Genomic DNA, 16,525 nt, shown 5'->3' with positions numbered 1-16,525 from the left:
GAGTTGGATGTGGGTTTGCAAAAGCGTATCGGGGATTTGGTCGCCAGCGTAAGCGCGGGCATGTTTGAGCGTGAAGAGATCATCGCGGTATCCCTGCTGGGAGCACTCTGCGGGCAGAATACATTTTTATACGGGCCACCCGGCACGGCCAAGAGTCTGATTTCTCGCCGTATAGCCTGCGCCTTTGAGCAGCCAACCTATTTCGAATACCTGATGAACCGCTTCAGCACACCTGAAGAGGTGTTTGGCCCTGTGTCCATAAAAGCGCTGAAAGAAGATCGCTACATTCGCAAAACAGATAGTTATCTGCCCAAGGCCGATTTCGCCTTCCTTGATGAAATCTGGAAGTCCAGCCCAGCTATTTTGAATACCCTGCTGACGTTGATTAACGAGCATGTGTTCCGTAATGGTGAAGCCATTGAGAAAGCCCCACTCAAGGCCCTGATTGCTGCATCCAACGAAACGCCAGATGCCAATCAAGGCCTAGAAGCCTTGTATGACCGCTTTATTGTGAGGCTGATGGTGGGGCCCATTCGTGAAGCCCAGCACTTCGATCAGCTACTTAATAGCAAACCGACCGAAGCCAAAATCGACATCCCCTCGGCTCAACAGGTGAAGTCCAGCGAATGGGATGAATGGATGACCCAATTGCATCAGGTCAAGCTGTCTGCTGAGACGCTAACCATCATTCACTTGATCCGCGAACAGCTGGAGCAGCAATACGAAACGCTCAAGGTTTATGTCTCCGACCGCCGCTGGCAGCGCGCAGCGATGCTTATGAAGGCAGCAGCCTTTTTTAATGATCGCAAGGAAACCAACCATAGTGACGCCTTGCTGCTGCAGCACTGCCTGTGGACTCATGAAGAAAATCGTCAGGCTGTCTGGGATATCGTTGCGGAGGCGGTAAAGGCCTGTGGGTTTGATAGTGGTATAGATTTGGCTGCACTGGATAAAGAGAAAGACGCACTAGACAAGGAGATAAAGAAGGAGCTTTTCCATTCTGCTGATATTTACAAAACGGTAAAGCTCTCCAACAAGGATTTCTTTCAATGCAAAGGTACCTTCAAGCCCAAAAATAGCTACTACAGCAACTACGAAAAAGCATTTGAGATATTCATCGCAAAAGATAGACTCAAGATAAAAGACGAGTTCCACCCGCTAGACAATAAAGGTAATGAACAAAAAAGTGTTAAGTGCAAATTTGACGGACAAGGAACCTGTCAGATCACCTTATCTAACGGCCACGTGGATTACCTGAGCATTAAGTTCACGCCTGAAGTTCTTTTTCACAAAGGCGACAGAAAGGAAGATATTAACATACGATTAATCACCTCCCTTTCCTCTTCGGTGAGTGAAATTCGCGAGAAGCTCTCTTTCACTCTGAAAAAAGTAGAGAAAAAATTTAAAGCCTACGAGACTAAGCTGAGCTCGCCTTTTGTGCCGGCAGATAAGATCTCTCTAGCAATTTCGGGAATAGCACTACAAATCGAAGGTTTGCAACTTCGTATCAAAGACTGCGAACGGCTGGAAGAATTATGCCGCTAGATCTACTGGCTAGTGCTGCCAAGGATGTTAGCGATAATGCTCAGCGTATCTTCGCGTCGCTATTAAGGAACTCTGATTCGGCTGCAGATTACGTAGCAGAGAGGATTCGGCTGTGGCAGCTGGCCTCGGCTGAAGAGCTGAAAGCTGAGTTCCCCTTTGCGCTATATGAGCAGCAGCTATCGGACTGGCAAACCCGGAACCAGTCTCCCCCTGTTTCGAGTGCAGAACTGGCAGCAGCTGTTGCGGAGTATGTTGCGCTCTGTCGTGTAGCCAAACTGCCGGACAATCAATCTTTTTGGCAGCGTGAGCTAGCAGCGGTGACGGCCTCTCAAACAGTTACCAAAAAACGTCAGGCCGATAGCACCGTAAGTGCCCGCCTTTTGCGAGACGAATGGCAAAAGGCGCTAGATAAAGCGCGGGCCGACTGGGAGCTTGAGCGCATATCCATGCTGCGCCGGCAGTTCATGGAGGAGCTCGAGGTATTTCTGCAGTTACTGCAACAGCTTCAACAGCAGTTGGAAATGCTGGGGTTGGACCCGGGTATATTCCTTGACCTGTCCAAAGGCAATTTCTCTGCACAAGAGATCGAGCGCTTTAAGCGGTGGGCTAACTACTTGGCCAATGATCCGGGTGTTCGGTCGCTATGTGATTTGCTGGGCAAGCTACGCCAGCTGGAGTTATCCGAGCGTATCGAGCGAGCCCAGGTGCGCTATACGCAAGACATTGAGTTACCGGATATCAATTCGCGAGAAGAGATCATCGGCATTCGCCTAGGGCGTGACATCGAGCATGTGCTGCCCAGCGAGTTGGCACTTCTGGCTGACCCCGAAACGTCCATTCTTTTCGACCTCAAGTATGTCGAGTCACGCCTGATGTGTTTTGACATGCAGGGCATTCAGCGCGTGCAGCAACATCACCAAAAAGAAGAGCTGCGTAGCGTTGAAGAGGCAGCTAAACAAGGGCCAATGGTGATCTGTGTCGACACCAGCGGCTCTATGAGCGGTATGCCTGAGACGGTTGCCAAAGCCGTGGCGCTCTTCATTGCAGGCAAGGCCAGGCAGCAAAAGCGAGCATGCTATTTGATTAATTTTTCCACCGGCATCGAGACGCTTGATCTTGGCGACGACTTTGGTATGGAGGCATTGATCAAGTTTCTGGGCATGTCCTTTCACGGCGGTACGGATGCGATCCCGGCATTGGATCATGCGTTGGGTGTGATGAAAAGCGAAGCCTATGAACGAGCAGACCTGTTGATGATTTCAGACTTCATCATGGCTAGCTTGCCAGAGCATTTACGCCAGCAAATTGAGCAGCAGCGTACTCATGGCAACCGCTTCTATTCCCTGGTCGTAGGCGATTGCTTTATGACTCAGCGTTTAACCAGCCTTTTTGATCATGAATGGGTCTATGACCCACACAGCAGCCAGATTCATGAGCTGATTGGTTTTCAGCGAAAACTGGATGGCCGCCCGGAGAATCACAGCGCATGACACCAACACCGAAATTTCAGGAGGAGTACAGCGCAAAGCTTCCTGCTCTGGCACTGCTCTGCAACCTCGGCTGGGAATTCATGTCACCCGAGCACGCTCTGGCTGCGCGGGCCGGTAAGAGCGATGAAGTGGTGCTGCGTGATGTGCTGCGTGAGCAGCTGAGTAAGCGGCGCTTCCTGTTTGGAGGCGGTGAGTACCCGCTTTCCGCAAAAGCTATCGACAACCTGATCAGTGAAGTGTGCAGCCCTGCACTCAATGAAGGATTGATGGCTGCAAACGAACGGCTCTATAACCATCTGCTGTATGGCATCTCGGTGACGGAGTTCGTGGATGGTAAAAAGGCCAGCCCAACCGTGGCGCTGATCGACTGGCACAATCCAGCCAACAACAGTTTTATCTTCACTGAAGAATTTCGCGTGCTCCGCAGCGGCGGTGTGGAAGCGCGCAGGCCGGATATCGTTTGCTTCGTCAATGGCATTCCTCTGGTCGTAATCGAGGCCAAGCGCCCGGATGGCAATGCACAAAAAGGCCCGACAATCGACGAAGGCGTTTCGCAAAGCCTGCGCAACCAGCGCCATGACGAAATTCCCAAACTGTTCGCCTATAGCCAGCTACTGCTGTCGATCAATGGCAGCGATGGGCGCTATGCCACCTGCGGCACGCCAGCTAAGTTCTGGGCGGCCTGGCGCGAAGAGGATATCTCTACCTCTGAGTTGTACACGCTAAAGAATCGCCAACTGACTGGTGTGCAGAAGGCGGCAATTTTCAGCCATCGCCCAGCGGCTGATCTGCACTGGTACGAAAACCTGATCGCTGGCGGCGAGCTCGCACTGACAGGCCAAGATCAGTTGCTCATTAGCCTATTGTCCCCAGCCAGGCTGCTGGAGATGACTCGTTTCTTCACCTTGTTCGACAAGAAGGCCGGCAAGATCGTCGCGCGTTACCAACAGGTTTTCGGCATCAAACGGCTGATTGAACGGATCAATCAGAAACGCAAAGACGGCGGTCGTGAAAGTGGTGTCATCTGGCATACAACCGGCTCGGGCAAATCATTCACCATGGTTTTTCTGAGCAAGGCGCTGATCCTGCATGACTCTCTCAAGCAGTGCCGCATTGTGGTGGTCACCGACCGGGTTGACCTGGAAAGCCAGCTGAGCAAAACGTTTGCCTCGGGCGGCGAACTGGCTGGCAAGAAGGATCGCGAGGCTGCCATGGCCACTTCCGGCACGCGCTTGGCTGAGCAAATCGGTAAGGGCAACGAGCGCATCATTTTCTCGCTGATCCAGAAGTTCAACAGCGCTACCAAGCTGCCACAGTGCGTGAACACCAGTGCCGACATCATCGTGCTTATCGATGAGGGTCATCGTAGCCAAGGCGGTGAAAACCATATCCGCATGAAGCAGGCGCTGCCCAATGCGGCCTTTGTCGCGTTTACCGGCACACCGCTGCTCAAGGACGATAAGACGACGAACAAGTTTGGCCCCATCGTGCATGCCTACACCATGCAGCGCGCAGTGGAGGATCAGGCTGTGACACCGTTGCTCTATGAAGAGCGGATACCTGATCTGGATGTAAATGCGCGCGCCATCGACAGTTGGTTTGAGCGAATCACTGAAGGGCTAAACGAGCAGCAGAAAGCCGACCTCAAGCGCAAGTTCGCCAAGAAGGGGCAAATCTATAGCGCGGATGACCGTATTCGCCTGATAGCTCTAGATATTGCTAACCACTTCGTGAAGAACATCGACGAGGGGCTAAAGGGTCAGTTGGCCTGCGACAGCAAGGCCTCGGCAATCAAATACAAGCAGTACCTGGATGAGGCAGGCTTGTTCGAGAGCGCCGTTGTGATGAGCCCGCCGGATAGCCGTGAGGGCAACACCGATGTGGATGAGGCGGCCTCACCCGAGGTAACCCAGTGGTGGAAGAAAAACGTCGGCAGCACGGATGAGCAGACTTACACCAAGCAATTGATCGAGCGATTCGACAAGGATGACTCACTCAAGCTCCTGATTGTGGTGGACAAGCTGCTGACGGGATTCGATGAGCCGAAAAACACCGTGCTCTACATCGACAAGCCACTTAAGGAGCACAACCTGATCCAGGCGATTGCTCGGGTAAACCGTCTGCATCCACTAAAGAAGTTTGGCTTGCTGATCGACTACAGGGGCATCCTTTCCGAGCTGGATACCACGATCCAAAAGTATCAGGATCTGGCCTCGCGCACCCAGGGCGGCTATGACATCAATGACATCGCTGGCCTCTACAACCAGATGAGCAGCGAGTACAAACGGCTACCCCAGCTGCATAAGAACCTCTGGGCGATATTCTCCGATGTGAAAAACAAAGGTGACATCGAACAGCTGCGCCAAGTACTGGTGCCTAGGATGCAAGAGCGCGATGGTGAGCTGGTTGATGTGAATCTCAAGGTACGCGACGACTTCTATGAAGCGCTGACCGAGTTCGCTACCTGCCTAAAGGTCGCTTTGCAGTCAGCATCCTTCTTCGAGGACACCAGCTTTAGCGATGCCGACAGAGCTCATTACAAGGAAACTCTTAAACAGTTCTCCAGTCTGCGCCAACTCGCCAAACAAGATGCCGGTGAAACGGTGAACTACGACCAGTATGCCGAGCAGGTACGCAAGCTGCTGGATAAGCATGTGGTAGGCGTCGAGGTGAAAGACCCCGTTGGGGTTTATGAAGTCGGCAAGATGGGGCAGCAAAAGCCTGAACAGTGGAGCGAGGAAAAGACGCGCAACGAAACAGACATCATCAAGACCCGTGTCAGCAAGATGATTGAGCAGGAGTTGCGTGATGACCCCTACGCCCAAGAGGCGTTCTCCAAACTGCTGCGCCAGGCCATCGAAGAGGCGGCAAAGCTATTTGACCACCCGCTCAAGCAATACCTGCTATTCCACGAATTTGAGCAGAAGGTGCAGGCCCGCAAGCTCGATGAGCTGCCAGATGCTTTTGCAGGTAACCGGCATGCCCAGGCGTACTTCGGCATTTTCAAGAAGAGCCTTCCTGAGGCCTTGATTTCAGCTGATGAACATGCACAGGAGCACTGGGTAAAACTGGCTTTCAGCCTGGATGAAATGGTCACGACCTCAGTGGCTGAGCACTCAATCAACCCACAAAATATCGAAAGCGATATTCGTAAGAAGCTACTGCCGCTGCTCTTCAAGGAGTGCAAAGCGGTGGGTGCTGGCATGGATCAGGCGAAGGCCATAGTTGAGTGGGTGGTCCAAATCACGCGAGTAGGCTTGTCGGGCTTATGAGTGTACCCATCGTCATCAGCGCTCCACCTGCCTCCGCAGTGTCGAGCTGGCTGAGCTTCCACTATGCTGATGAGTTGATACAGGTTGAAAGGGCGCGAAGGGCTCGCGATGTTGCACGCATTCTGATCAAGGTCGATCCAGACTGCCGCGTGCGCGTCAGTGCGCCAGATGGGGCCAGCGATGAACAGGTATTGGCCGCGCTGAAACGACGCGGTCGCTGGATCTACGAGCAGCTTCGTGAGTTCCGAACTCAGCTAATGCACGTTCGCCCGCGGCAGTACATCAGCGGGGAAAGCCACTACTACTTGGGCAAGCAGTATGTGCTCAAGGTGATTGAGGCGCCTGATGAGATACAGCAGGTGCGTTTGTTGCGGGGCAAGCTTGAGGTTTCTGTTCGAGTCAGGTCGGCAGAGAAGATCCGCGAACTCCTTTACGCCTGGTACAAAGCTCGCGCCCGTGAGGTTTTTGATCGACGTCTAGATGCTGTCTTGCAACAAGCCCTTTGGGTTGCAGCCAAGCCGCCACTGCGCATCCTAAGCATGCAAACACAGTGGGGTAGTTGTTCACCTGCGGGCCGTATCACGCTCAATCCCCACTTGGTTAAAGCATCCCGCGAATGCATCGACTATGTGATCTTGCATGAGCTTTGTCACATCGCCGAACACAACCACAGTGAGCGGTTCTACCGCCTTATGCAGCAGGTCATGCCGCATTGGGAAAAGACAAAAAAACGTCTGGACGGTATGGCGGCTGCCTTGCTGAACGGAGGCTGAACATCGTTTGATTAGCGCGCGCTTGCCAAAACGCTTGATAGCCAAGGATTAGCTGCCTTGTTTTGACTGTTCCACCAGCAGCGTGAAATCGAAAACGCTGGGCCCCGCAGAAAAGCTCAGAGGGTACCCCTGTCCAGCGTAAAGCTGGGCAGGGGAATCTATCCGGGTAAAGGTTTTACGGGTTGCCTGCCATCTGGCGGGCATAATAACGATCGCTGAGGTCTTTATTAGGATCAGCCTTGAGCCAGCGCTCGGGCTTGGTGCAGTCCATGCAGGTCAGTGTTTTCTTGTCAGGGCTAAGACTATACAGGTGGGCCTTGGGGCCAGTTCCAATCTTCAGCCCAGCTTCCGAAACTTCGAACCCAGGAACCTCGTGCCCCAAACGATCCATGGTCTCAAATTTGAACGACCAGCTTTTGATCTGGCTTTTGCGCCAGATGGTCATGATGGTCAAAGGGTCTTGTTCCGTTGTGCGCTGATAGACCCAATCGCCTTCATAGGGAGTTAGCTTCGGAGCTTCTAGATCCCGCATCCCCTGCTGCAAGGCTTTCTCCTGTATTTTGGCAAGCTCGGCATTTAATTGCTCCTCGTCCCTCCTGGCCTGATCTTTGAGCATCTGGTCTACGTCATAAGGCCCTTTGGGGTCATATTTCCAAACCGTATCGTCCTTGATGCGAAGAATCTTGCAGTTGAGGCAGTCAAGGCTTTGCTCGTCCACATTACGCTTCATGGCCAAGCGTTCGGAACTATTTACGTCGTCAAGAAGAAGCTTTCCATCTTTGACAGAGACGGTCATTTTGACAAGCGGCTTGATGCGGCCAGTACCTAGCTCCTGCCCAATGAGCTCAGCTTCATTGCCATGGATATTAAGGACTAGCTCAACTTTGCTATTCGACGGATTCTTAGCGCGATAGCTGCCTGTGAAATCCTCGCCCCCGCAACCGGCGAGGAGAGTGCCAGCAACGACTGTTGCCGCTAGTTTAATTATGAAACGCATATCATCTTTCCAGTAAGTTTGTCTTGTAATGCCCGTATTGAGGCGCGATCCATTTGCGGAAGGAAATGGGTGAAGACCTTTTGGTCGCGCTACTTCTGGCCCTATCGCTACAACCAGGGCTTGTAAGTGTTGGGGGCATTGGTTTGGGACGGACTACTTTCTGAGCGGCAGGGCATCGTAAAAATGCTGCTCTCGGACTCAATGAGCATCCCTTGCTGATGGTTCGATCCGCTTACGTGATTGGCGGATGCAAAGCGCGCACTCCTTGCGAATAAGGTAAAGCCGACCCACCATGCCAAGCGCTACCATGTAAACGAGAGTCGGCCTGCGAGGCGACCGATGATGGCTTCAGGTTACGAAGCGGTGTTTTAGCAAATTCACAGTATATTGTGAAGACCACAGATGGCTCGACCCAGATAGTCCTCTCTTTTAAGGGAGGGCTTCCGTGGAGGTCGGATTGGCGTTCGGTAAAGTCTTGCGCAGGCGGCGTGTCGCAGCAGGATTTACCCAGGAACAATTGGCCCATGAGGCAGAATTGCAGCGTAATTACGTCAGCCTGATGGAGCGGGGCGTCAACCAGCCAACCATTACCACCTTGCTCAAGCTAGCCATCCCCCTGGGCTGCACCGCAGCTGAGATCGTCGACGAGGTGGAAAGACTCGTTGCAGACCAACGCTGAAAACCGGCCGCCTAAAGCGATCAACGTTGGAAATGTCAGAGAAGGCATATCTGAAGGCTGTGGTTTAAGGGTAGGCGGTCTCAGGATTACAGGGCTATTGATCCCACCGCCAGCCGCTCTATACAGGGATCTTTCGAGCCCACTGCTCGATAGCGCGCTCAACTTGTTCCTTTGGCAGGTACTCCTGCTCAAGACGTCCTCGTTCTTGCACCAGCAGATACCGATAGAAGTCCGCTTCGTCAGCCAGCAAACCAGGTGGGGCCGAATCCAGAGCTTTGGTCGGCTCGACGACTGCGCTCACCGGTGAGTACTGTTCAAACAGCTCTTGCTCCATCAATAGTGCTTCGACTGCTGGTTGATGGAGTCTCGCTCGCGCCAGCATCAGCAAGCCCCAGGTATCCATATCGCCCCAGTATGCGATCTGTTTCCCGGCCAGGTGCGCGGACGCTAGCCACTGCAAATCGAGTCCTGAGCCCAGCACAGCCAGGGTGTCCGGTAATTTCTCAGGCAGCAAGTGAATGCATTGCTCATTTTCCACCACGAGCAATCGCGAACCGGGAAGTGGGGTTTCGGCCAGTTCCGCAGTGGTGAGTCTGAGCCGCTTGAAGGGCAACAGCTCAGGCTGAAGGGGAACGACCAGAACCCAGTGGCTGCTTTCTTCAAAGGCATCCAGAAAAGTCGTCAGGCCTTGCTCGGACGCCGCGCCTTCGAAACGCTCGTCGAGGAGCCGGGTCAGCAAGCTGGCGTTACGCTCGAAAAACTTGGTGTCTACGCCGTGCTCGGCAAGCAGGCGCAGTGGACGGCCTCGGGCACAGCCTGGCGACAAGCGGGTGGCGAGTTGCGCCGTGGCGACGACTTCTTCAGACGGCTTCGTCAACCACAGGCTGCGTTGAGCCACGAGCAGCGCATGAAAGGCACTGTCTACCTGCTCGACCAGATATTCGAGTTGAGCGTACTCCCGGCTGACCGTTGGATCATTGGCCGCGGCAATCCATTCGGAGGGACTACGCAAGTGCCAGCGCATCGGCAAGGAAATTGGGGCCAGCCCAGCTCGATAGCTGACTGACTCCCAGTCGACCTTCCCCACTTTCACGCTCCGCCAGTTCTCCACATGCTGGAGCACCGCATGGATGTTTTCAGCGAAGACTCGTGCCGAAGGCTTACCGATGTTGAAGCATTGCGGCCAGCTGCCGGGATTGAGCAAGCGTTCCAAGCGTACGCTGGAGCGCTGCCATTGTTTGGCCAGGCTGCGACTGATGTCAGTGGGCGACTTCATGCATGGCCTTGATGCGCTGTTGATGATGCTCATCCAAAGCTTCCCAGCTCAGGGAAACCAGACTGGATTCCACGCCGCGCCGATGAACGACGACGGCCGAACGCGTATGGTGGCGCAACAGGCGCATTTCCTTGTTGGGCGTGATGAAGACAGCATGCAGGCCGAATTCCCTCAGCGCTGCGATGATCCGACCGGCAACCGCATGGGAGCTGCGCGAGAACGCCTCGTCGAGCACGATGGTGCCGAACAACGGCCGGCTGCTGCCGTCGGGACAGAGCGCATAGCTGAGGGAAGCGGTCAGCACATAGGAGGCGATGATCTCTTTCTCGCCACCACTACCCCCCTGAGAACCTGTTCGGGTTTCGATGACACTCTTGCTTTCTCGATCAATCACTGAGACCGCGAACTCCAGGCGGAAGCGCGGATCCAGAAGCGCTTTGGCGCCCTGATTCCTGTTGTGCTCGCAGGCATCTTTGAGCAGTCCAACGAGCTCCTGTAATGCCTTGTAATGGCTCTCGCCTTCATCATCGATGAAACGCGCCGAGTTCAGTTGGCGCTGAGCCTGTTGCAAGGTGCGCAGGCTTGCATGGATGACCTTTGTCGCAACCAAGCGCAGATAGCGCCCGGGCTGAAAGTCAACACGCTGCATCGTACTGTTCAGGTCATCCAGACGCTCCTCGATCACCGAGACTTCATGGTCGATATAGCTAAGTAGCTGGGTGACGCCGTCATCCGAGGAACGATTGAGGTATTCCAGGAAGCGCTTGAGTTTCTCGGGCAGGGCTTCCTCGGTCAGCACACGTAGACGCTCCAGATACTTTGGTACGTCCACCAGCTCTCGCCCGACCTCTGACAGCGCACCAGTGTCAACCTTCAGGGCGTCGGACATACGTTTGGCAAGCTCGGATTTCTGATCGCCCAGTTTCTCACCCAGCGCTTTGAGCTGCCCTTGAAGCTCATGCGTATGCTTGCGCTCCAGCTCGACAATATCGCCGAGGTCAGCAGCGCTCAGCGTCGGGAAGTGCGCTAGCGCCAACTCACGTTGCGTATCGCTCAGCCCCTTTTCGGCGCCGCGATAAGCCTTACGGGTAGCGGATGCGGCCTGCTCGAACTGAATTTTCAACTGACCGCACTGCTCGATAAGTTGTTGCCTCTGTCGATCCAGAGAGTCCAGCAATGCCTCAGCTTCATCCAGCTCAGACTTGATAAGGGCGAGGTCAGAGTCGGGGCGTGTCAGGGTGTCCAGCTGAGCACGCAGCGACTCCAGCTGACGCTCGGCGCCCGGCAGATCAATCTCCTCGAACTGCAGTTCTTCGACGCGCTGCAGCAGCGAAGCTTGATCCTCCAACTTGCGGACATCGCCCTGGGCAGCATCCAAGGCCAGCTTGGCAGGCGCGAGCTGTTCATTGACCTCGCGAATTTGTTCAGTCAGGAAGGCCAGACGGTCGCGGTTATCGAAGCCGGTCAGCCAGTCTTCATCGAGGCGCTTCTGGTCCTGCTTGTCGAAGAAGCGCTCTTTGCCCGACATCAGCCCCTGGGCCGTCATGGCGTAAGGGGTATGACGCAATTGCTCTGTGCTTTCCACGCAATGTCGGTCGTTGTCCGCCAGTAGAACCTTTACAGCTTCTCGGTACGGATGCTCCTTGAAAGTCAGCTTGCGGGTATAACCATCGTCAAAGAACACTGGCCGCGATGACGGCTCCTTGACCTCCAACAAGCGCACATGCAAGCGGTTGTGTCGTTGGTTCACCCAGCGCAATGCAGCCTCGGACGAGCCCTGCGGCACCAGGATACGCAGCCGGTGGCTACCGATTGCCCGCTCGATGGCCCCCCGCCAAGCCAGCTCCTCGGGCTTGACCTGCACCAGTTCGGCGACGAAAGGAAGGGCCGATTCATCGACGCAAAGCGCCTGCGCCAGATCACCTCGAAAAGCATGAAAATGCCCAGGCAGGTTCGAGCCGGGCCGTCGCTCAACCTCGGCACGCTCATGCTGCAAGCTCTGCAGGCGGCCATCGAGTTCTTTCTGGACGATGCCTGCATCGAACGCCTTTTGCCGTGCCTCAGTAATTTGCTCGGCCAGTACTTCCAGGCGTGCCGTGATCTGCTGCTGATTTTCCTCGAGCGCAGCGGCTGATAACTCCACCACGAGTCCTAGCCCTTTGGCCAAACGCTGGTACTGCTCGGCTTTCAGGCGCCGTTTATCAAACTCCCGAACCCAATCCGCGATGCGCGCGCGCAATAGATCTATCTCTGCACCGCCTACTCGCAGGTAGCGCTGACGATGCTGATCGACCACGCCCTTCTGGATATCAAACTGTCCCCTGCATTGCTCCTGATTCAGTTCGGCCTGTTTTTGCGCCTTCTCAAGCCTGTTGGTTTCAGCCAACCACAGGCGATACCCCTGTTCGGCGAACCAGACCGGAAGAATGCCTTCGAGCGTCTGTTTATCGTGTAACTGTTGCTGCAAGGCCTTGTAACGCTCCCAGCCATCGGCGACCGGTTGCAATGAGCGCTGCTGCTTTCTAGCGGTTTCCAGCTCTCGGTGAATGTCCGTTAGATCATCGAAGCTGCTTGCGACCTCGGCAGCCCGCTCGAAGGCAGAGCGATCATCCAGCACCAACTCTCGAAAGATCTCATCAATACTGTTGAGCTGCTTCAGGCCGGCAGCGCGGTTGAGCAAGGTGAAGGCGTTTTCACCCACTTCGAAGTAATCCCTTAGCCTAGCTAAGAAAGCTTTCTTGCTGGGATAAGGCCAGATACCCGTCCCATCCTTCTCCATCTGACGCAGCGCCCGCATGCCACCTGCGTGATGCTGGCTCAGCCAATGCTCCAGCGTCTGCTCGGGGGACTCGCTTAAAAGCCAAAGTTTTTTCAGATCGGACGCCGAGGAGCTTGTGCCCTCGAACCAGAGCACAGCACCCAGTCGAACCTGCGTACCATCACGCTCGAGCGTGGCGGCAATGGCGGTGACCGTCTTACCCTGGCGAGCGATATGAGATTGCTCCACACCCCCGTCCCCTGGGCCGGTTACTCCCCGCACATAGGACACCAGATCCCGGTCACTTTCATGTCCACCCGTGGAGGCCAGGTTGTAGCGCGGATTGGCGCACAGCAAGGTCATCAGTGCGTCCACCAGCGTCGTTTTACCGCTACCCGTTGGGCCAATCACGGCGGTGCCTGAGGGATCGATCTCGGCACGGTGATAGCCCTGAAAGCCGCCCCAGTTATAGAGTTCGATGCTGCTGAGAATGAAGGTCTCGCTGTCACGCCAGAGTAGTGCTTGCTTCACGCCTCATCCTCCTCAGCACCAGCAACCGGAGTAGCCGCGCCCTCCACCTGCTCGCGCAGCCATGCCACCAGAGCCTGCAGGTTCTCCGGGTTGGCCAAGTGGGTAATGATGGGGCGGATGATGACGCGATCATGGGCGTCCAGAGCCGACACCAAACCATGACCCTTGAGCTGATCCAGCAGCGTGATAATACGATTGCGCTCCTTCGCCTCACTGCCCAGTTCGCCCAGGTAAACCTGCAGTTGGGGAATCAGCTCATCAACCGCTACCAGTGCCTGACTGGCGCCCGTACCGCTTTCCTGTTCGTATGCGATGAAATGCTGCCGCAGAATGGCTATCAGCAGAGACTGCTCCAGATTCAGCCTTTGCCGACGCACGAGGGGGTGCGACCAGTCATCCTCCTCGGCCACCTCGCCCTGGCGAACGATAACAAACACCAGCCCCCGAACCTCGTCGACTCCCATGGCCAGGTCGAGCGGCTCCAGGATTCTGTCGACCGCCTCGATATTGGAAAGTGCTGAGCGATACAGGTTGGGCTTGTGGCTTTCTTCCAGCAGCCCGTACTTGAGCATTTCCTGTACGGCCTCACGTACCCGTTGCGGCGTCCGGCGTTCATCGACCTGTACAGCGGCGCTCATGACAGGCTGTTCATCATCCATGCTGTCATCCAACGCCATGGGCTCCACCGTCAGATCCGTTTCGTCGGCGCCAGAGGCGCCTGCAATTCGATCGAAGATCCCTGCCATGCTCACAATTCCCAATCGATGCCCTTGAGTGCCTCGTGGTCGAGTCCGACATAAGGCAGATTGAAGCGCCAGCGTTGCTCATCCTCCTCAACTAGCTCCACAAGCTGACGCTCCTCTTTCAGCACCTCGATGCCTGCCTCACGCGCCATCGCCAACCAGAGCGCAAAGGTTTCCAGGTCGTGATCAGGTGGAAGCAAAGACGCAAGCTCCCCGAGACTCACAGGGCGCCCCTGCTCCACCAGCACAGCCAGGGTGTCATGAATCAGCGTTTCACGATCCAGCCCGTCGAAAGCATCCCAGAAGTCGTCATCAATCTGTTCCAACCCCGCAGGCTTTAAACTCAGATCCAGCTCGCCCGTGTCATCGTCACCCAGGGTCTTGAAGCGAAGACGCTCTATTGCCGGGACACCGGTAATGGCTACGCCAACCGGCGGTAAACGAACAGGCTTACGGCGCTCTGACTGACGTTGCCAGTCGACGCTGAGCGCTAGATTGAAGAAGTCGCTAAGTAACTGTCCGACGCGATGATGCTCGGCGGCCAACCCCGTCTTCATGAAGCCGCGAACATCACGCTCGCTTCGGGCGCGCGCTTGGAGCACAGCCTGCGACTCCCGAACCAGGCGTAACGCCAACCAACGCAGCTCACGTTGCTGGGGACGATTCAGAGCCTTTGGAACCGCTGGATGACGAAGGATGGTGCGCAAGCGCTCACGCATGGCCTCCAGCTCAGCGGACTGCCTCAGTTGCTGCTGGAAGCTTTCAAAGACACGCCCTTCCGGTGTGTTGAGTAGGGCATCTTGCCCATCCAATAACCGATCGACGATCTCTCCACGGTGAGACTGCTCGCTGATGATGGAGTGTCGAAGGGCGCGATCCGCCTCGCGCCAAGAGTCTTCAACTCGTCGAAAGTCCGCGCGCAGGCTGGTGGCGAGGTTATATATCTCGCGTATGCCCTCTATCGCCTGCGCTTCATCCAGCACGATGACGTGGCCAGCTTCTACCTGCGCTAGCTCGTGCTCCAAATGCTGGATTCGGCGGCGCAGGCTGGCAATACGGCCAGTTGGGCTGGGGTTCAGACCCGTTTCCAGGTTTTCGATCTCGCGCTGGACCACCGACAGGCGAGATGCCGTGGAGGTCATGATCCGACTATCCAGCGAGTCAACGAACTGGATGGCGGACTCCAACGCGTCGGTTGCGTAGATATGGCCCTCTCGCTCTACGACAAGGCGCCGCTTGATCCATTCACGAAGTTCACGGCCTGCTTGGAGATGCGTTGCATCCGGGTCGATCTCGTAAAGCTCCTGGCTGGCATAAGCAGCCAGCATTTCGGACAGCGCTTGCAGCGCATCCTCCATGGGGATCCCATCGTGCGCCCGTTCGAACAGAGTGCGCAGGCAACCCAATACGAGCGGAGCACGACGCGAGGCGAGCAAAAGCCACGCGGGGTGCTGGCTGCGGGCAGATACATAGCGTTCTGAACGCTGTTGCGCGCTTTCTTCCATGACGGCCACATTGACAAGAGTTGTCTGAGAGCGAGCTTACCAAGCTAACCCGCTGCCTCATGATACGTATTTGTCCTGGCGGGTGGGCTTCGTTTGATGGTCCGCAGGAGCTGCGTCGTTCGAAATAAAGTGAGTGAAAGGCTAGGCCAGTCGAGGTTTAACGATTTATTCCGGGGACGCACGCTGGATATTGGCGATTTGGCGGAGGGATCTGTCGTCACGAGGGTGTATTTGGCTAGTTCGGCGAAGAGATCCCTGTGAGCGTATGTGGCAGCTCAGTGGTTTTTGCGGGACTGCCACTGGCATCCTGCGGCAAGCCAGCGCAGCCACGGTGGCTATAGAGCGAAGTCTCGATGACCTATCAGTGAGCTGCTGGTGGATTAGCTGGGTGCGGCATGGGGATAGTGAATTTCCCCGGTGGTATTGCGGGATTTTCAGCTCAACAACGGCGGTGGTAGTTGGCAGGCCTGGGGCGAGTTCAAGTGCCAGAAGCTGCTGCTAGAGATGAGGGGCGGCGTCGTTATAGCGCTCTGAGCTCAGGAGCTTTTTGCTATTCTGTCGACCTGTGCTGCGGGAGTTCGCTGGCAACGACTCGCCGTTGCTTCCCCCTGCGGACACCCATCCAACCGTTTCCTGGGGTCACGATGCGGAATCATGTAGTGATTGAGGACTGGGAAGGCGACGGTGCTATTCGCCTACCCGACGACGTTCTGCAGGAGATGGGCGTCGACGTTGGGGACACGCTCTACCTCCTTGAGGAATATGTGGGTACAACCCGCTGTCTGGTGCTGAGTAAGTCACCGCGCATTCCTGATCGCGTGGATGAGCTGGTTGGCCACTGGGAGTCGTTTGGCAAGGTCTCCGCCGAGATAAACGCCAAGGACGAGTGAGCTAGCTGCCGCACTAACCTCGACGCATCTTGCACGGCCTTGGCCCCTGCAAGGGTAGAGTCTTCC

The 16,525-nt window shown here is 55.6% G+C and carries 11 protein-coding genes; 6 read left to right on the top strand and 5 right to left on the bottom strand.

Going from position 1 to position 16,525, the window contains the following annotated elements; genetic code table 11:
• Positions 1–9: 9 nt before the first annotated feature.
• Genes VQ065_RS01545 through VQ065_RS01530 form a run of 4 tightly spaced genes read left to right on the top strand, consistent with a single transcriptional unit; the run spans position 10 to position 7,080 of the window.
• Positions 10–1,545 carry an AAA family ATPase gene (locus tag VQ065_RS01545; protein ID WP_003084152.1) on the top strand — a complete coding sequence of 512 codons (1,536 nt, stop codon included), beginning with the start codon at positions 10–12 and terminating at the stop codon, positions 1,543–1,545.
• Positions 1,536–3,035: a VWA domain-containing protein gene (locus VQ065_RS01540; RefSeq protein ID WP_003084150.1), complete on the top strand. Its 1,500-nt coding sequence runs from the start codon at positions 1,536–1,538 to the stop codon at positions 3,033–3,035. Before VQ065_RS01545 ends, VQ065_RS01540 begins: the two co-directional genes overlap by 10 nt.
• Positions 3,032–6,307, top strand: a complete 3,276-nt coding sequence (locus VQ065_RS01535) for a type I restriction endonuclease subunit R (protein ID WP_003084148.1) — start codon at positions 3,032–3,034, stop codon at positions 6,305–6,307. The genes VQ065_RS01540 and VQ065_RS01535 overlap by 4 nt, the downstream gene beginning before the upstream one ends.
• On the top strand, positions 6,304–7,080 hold the full coding sequence (locus VQ065_RS01530; protein ID WP_023103842.1) for a M48 family metallopeptidase: 777 nt from the start codon (positions 6,304–6,306) through the stop codon (positions 7,078–7,080). The genes VQ065_RS01535 and VQ065_RS01530 overlap by 4 nt, the downstream gene beginning before the upstream one ends.
• 175 nt (positions 7,081–7,255) lie before the next feature.
• On the opposite strand, the gene VQ065_RS01525 is transcribed toward VQ065_RS01530, so the two are convergent.
• Entirely contained in the window at positions 7,256–8,077 is an 822-nt protein-coding gene (locus VQ065_RS01525) for a hypothetical protein (protein WP_003084143.1), read from the bottom strand.
• A gap of 445 nt (positions 8,078–8,522) precedes the next feature.
• Here VQ065_RS01525 and VQ065_RS01520 point away from each other — a divergent pair, with 445 nt between their 5' ends.
• Entirely contained in the window at positions 8,523–8,756 is a 234-nt protein-coding gene (locus VQ065_RS01520) for a helix-turn-helix domain-containing protein (protein WP_023103841.1), read from the top strand.
• A gap of 118 nt (positions 8,757–8,874) precedes the next feature.
• Here the strand turns inward: VQ065_RS01520 and VQ065_RS01515 are convergent, their stop codons facing one another.
• Genes VQ065_RS01515 through VQ065_RS01500 form a run of 4 tightly spaced genes read right to left on the bottom strand, consistent with a single transcriptional unit; the run spans position 8,875 to position 15,569 of the window.
• Entirely contained in the window at positions 8,875–10,065 is a 1,191-nt protein-coding gene (locus tag VQ065_RS01515; RefSeq protein ID WP_227342185.1) for a Wadjet anti-phage system protein JetD domain-containing protein, read from the bottom strand.
• Positions 10,016–13,321: an ATP-binding protein gene (locus VQ065_RS01510; RefSeq protein ID WP_023103839.1), complete on the bottom strand. Its 3,306-nt coding sequence runs from the start codon at positions 13,319–13,321 to the stop codon at positions 10,016–10,018. The genes VQ065_RS01515 and VQ065_RS01510 overlap by 50 nt, the downstream gene beginning before the upstream one ends.
• Complete coding sequence (locus VQ065_RS01505; protein WP_014603489.1) at positions 13,318–14,067, bottom strand: DUF4194 domain-containing protein; 750 nt, start codon at positions 14,065–14,067, stop codon at positions 13,318–13,320. Before VQ065_RS01505 ends, VQ065_RS01510 begins: the two co-directional genes overlap by 4 nt.
• Positions 14,068–14,069: 2 nt before the next feature.
• A complete protein-coding gene (locus tag VQ065_RS01500) occupies positions 14,070–15,569 on the bottom strand; it encodes a DUF3375 domain-containing protein (protein ID WP_071536260.1) in 1,500 nt (499 codons plus the stop codon).
• A 644-nt stretch (positions 15,570–16,213) separates the two neighbouring features.
• Between VQ065_RS01500 and VQ065_RS01495 the strand changes: the two genes are divergently transcribed.
• Entirely contained in the window at positions 16,214–16,459 is a 246-nt protein-coding gene (locus VQ065_RS01495; protein ID WP_023103838.1) for a hypothetical protein, read from the top strand.
• Positions 16,460–16,525 lie beyond the last annotated feature (66 nt).

Origin of the sequence: Pseudomonas sp. KBN10P06128, assembly GCF_037574945.1 — a bacterium.
GTDB classification, from domain to species: Bacteria; Pseudomonadota; Gammaproteobacteria; order Pseudomonadales; family Pseudomonadaceae; genus Pseudomonas; species Pseudomonas aeruginosa.
Note: the sequence above shows the minus strand (reverse complement) of the source record. Positions and strands in the feature narration are given on the sequence as shown.

Coding starts and splice junctions, on each gene's coding strand:
- VQ065_RS01530 (WP_023103842.1), top strand. CDS start 6,304: ATGAGTGTACCCATCGTCATCAGCGCTCCACCTGCCTCCGCAGTGTCG.
- VQ065_RS01540 (WP_003084150.1), top strand. CDS start 1,536: ATGCCGCTAGATCTACTGGCTAGTGCTGCCAAGGATGTTAGCGATAAT.
- VQ065_RS01515 (WP_227342185.1), bottom strand. CDS start 10,065: ATGAGCATCATCAACAGCGCATCAAGGCCATGCATGAAGTCGCCCACT.
- VQ065_RS01500 (WP_071536260.1), bottom strand. CDS start 15,569: ATGGAAGAAAGCGCGCAACAGCGTTCAGAACGCTATGTATCTGCCCGC.
- VQ065_RS01495 (WP_023103838.1), top strand. CDS start 16,214: ATGCGGAATCATGTAGTGATTGAGGACTGGGAAGGCGACGGTGCTATT.
- VQ065_RS01525 (WP_003084143.1), bottom strand. CDS start 8,077: ATGCGTTTCATAATTAAACTAGCGGCAACAGTCGTTGCTGGCACTCTC.
- VQ065_RS01505 (WP_014603489.1), bottom strand. CDS start 14,067: ATGGCAGGGATCTTCGATCGAATTGCAGGCGCCTCTGGCGCCGACGAA.
- VQ065_RS01535 (WP_003084148.1), top strand. CDS start 3,032: ATGACACCAACACCGAAATTTCAGGAGGAGTACAGCGCAAAGCTTCCT.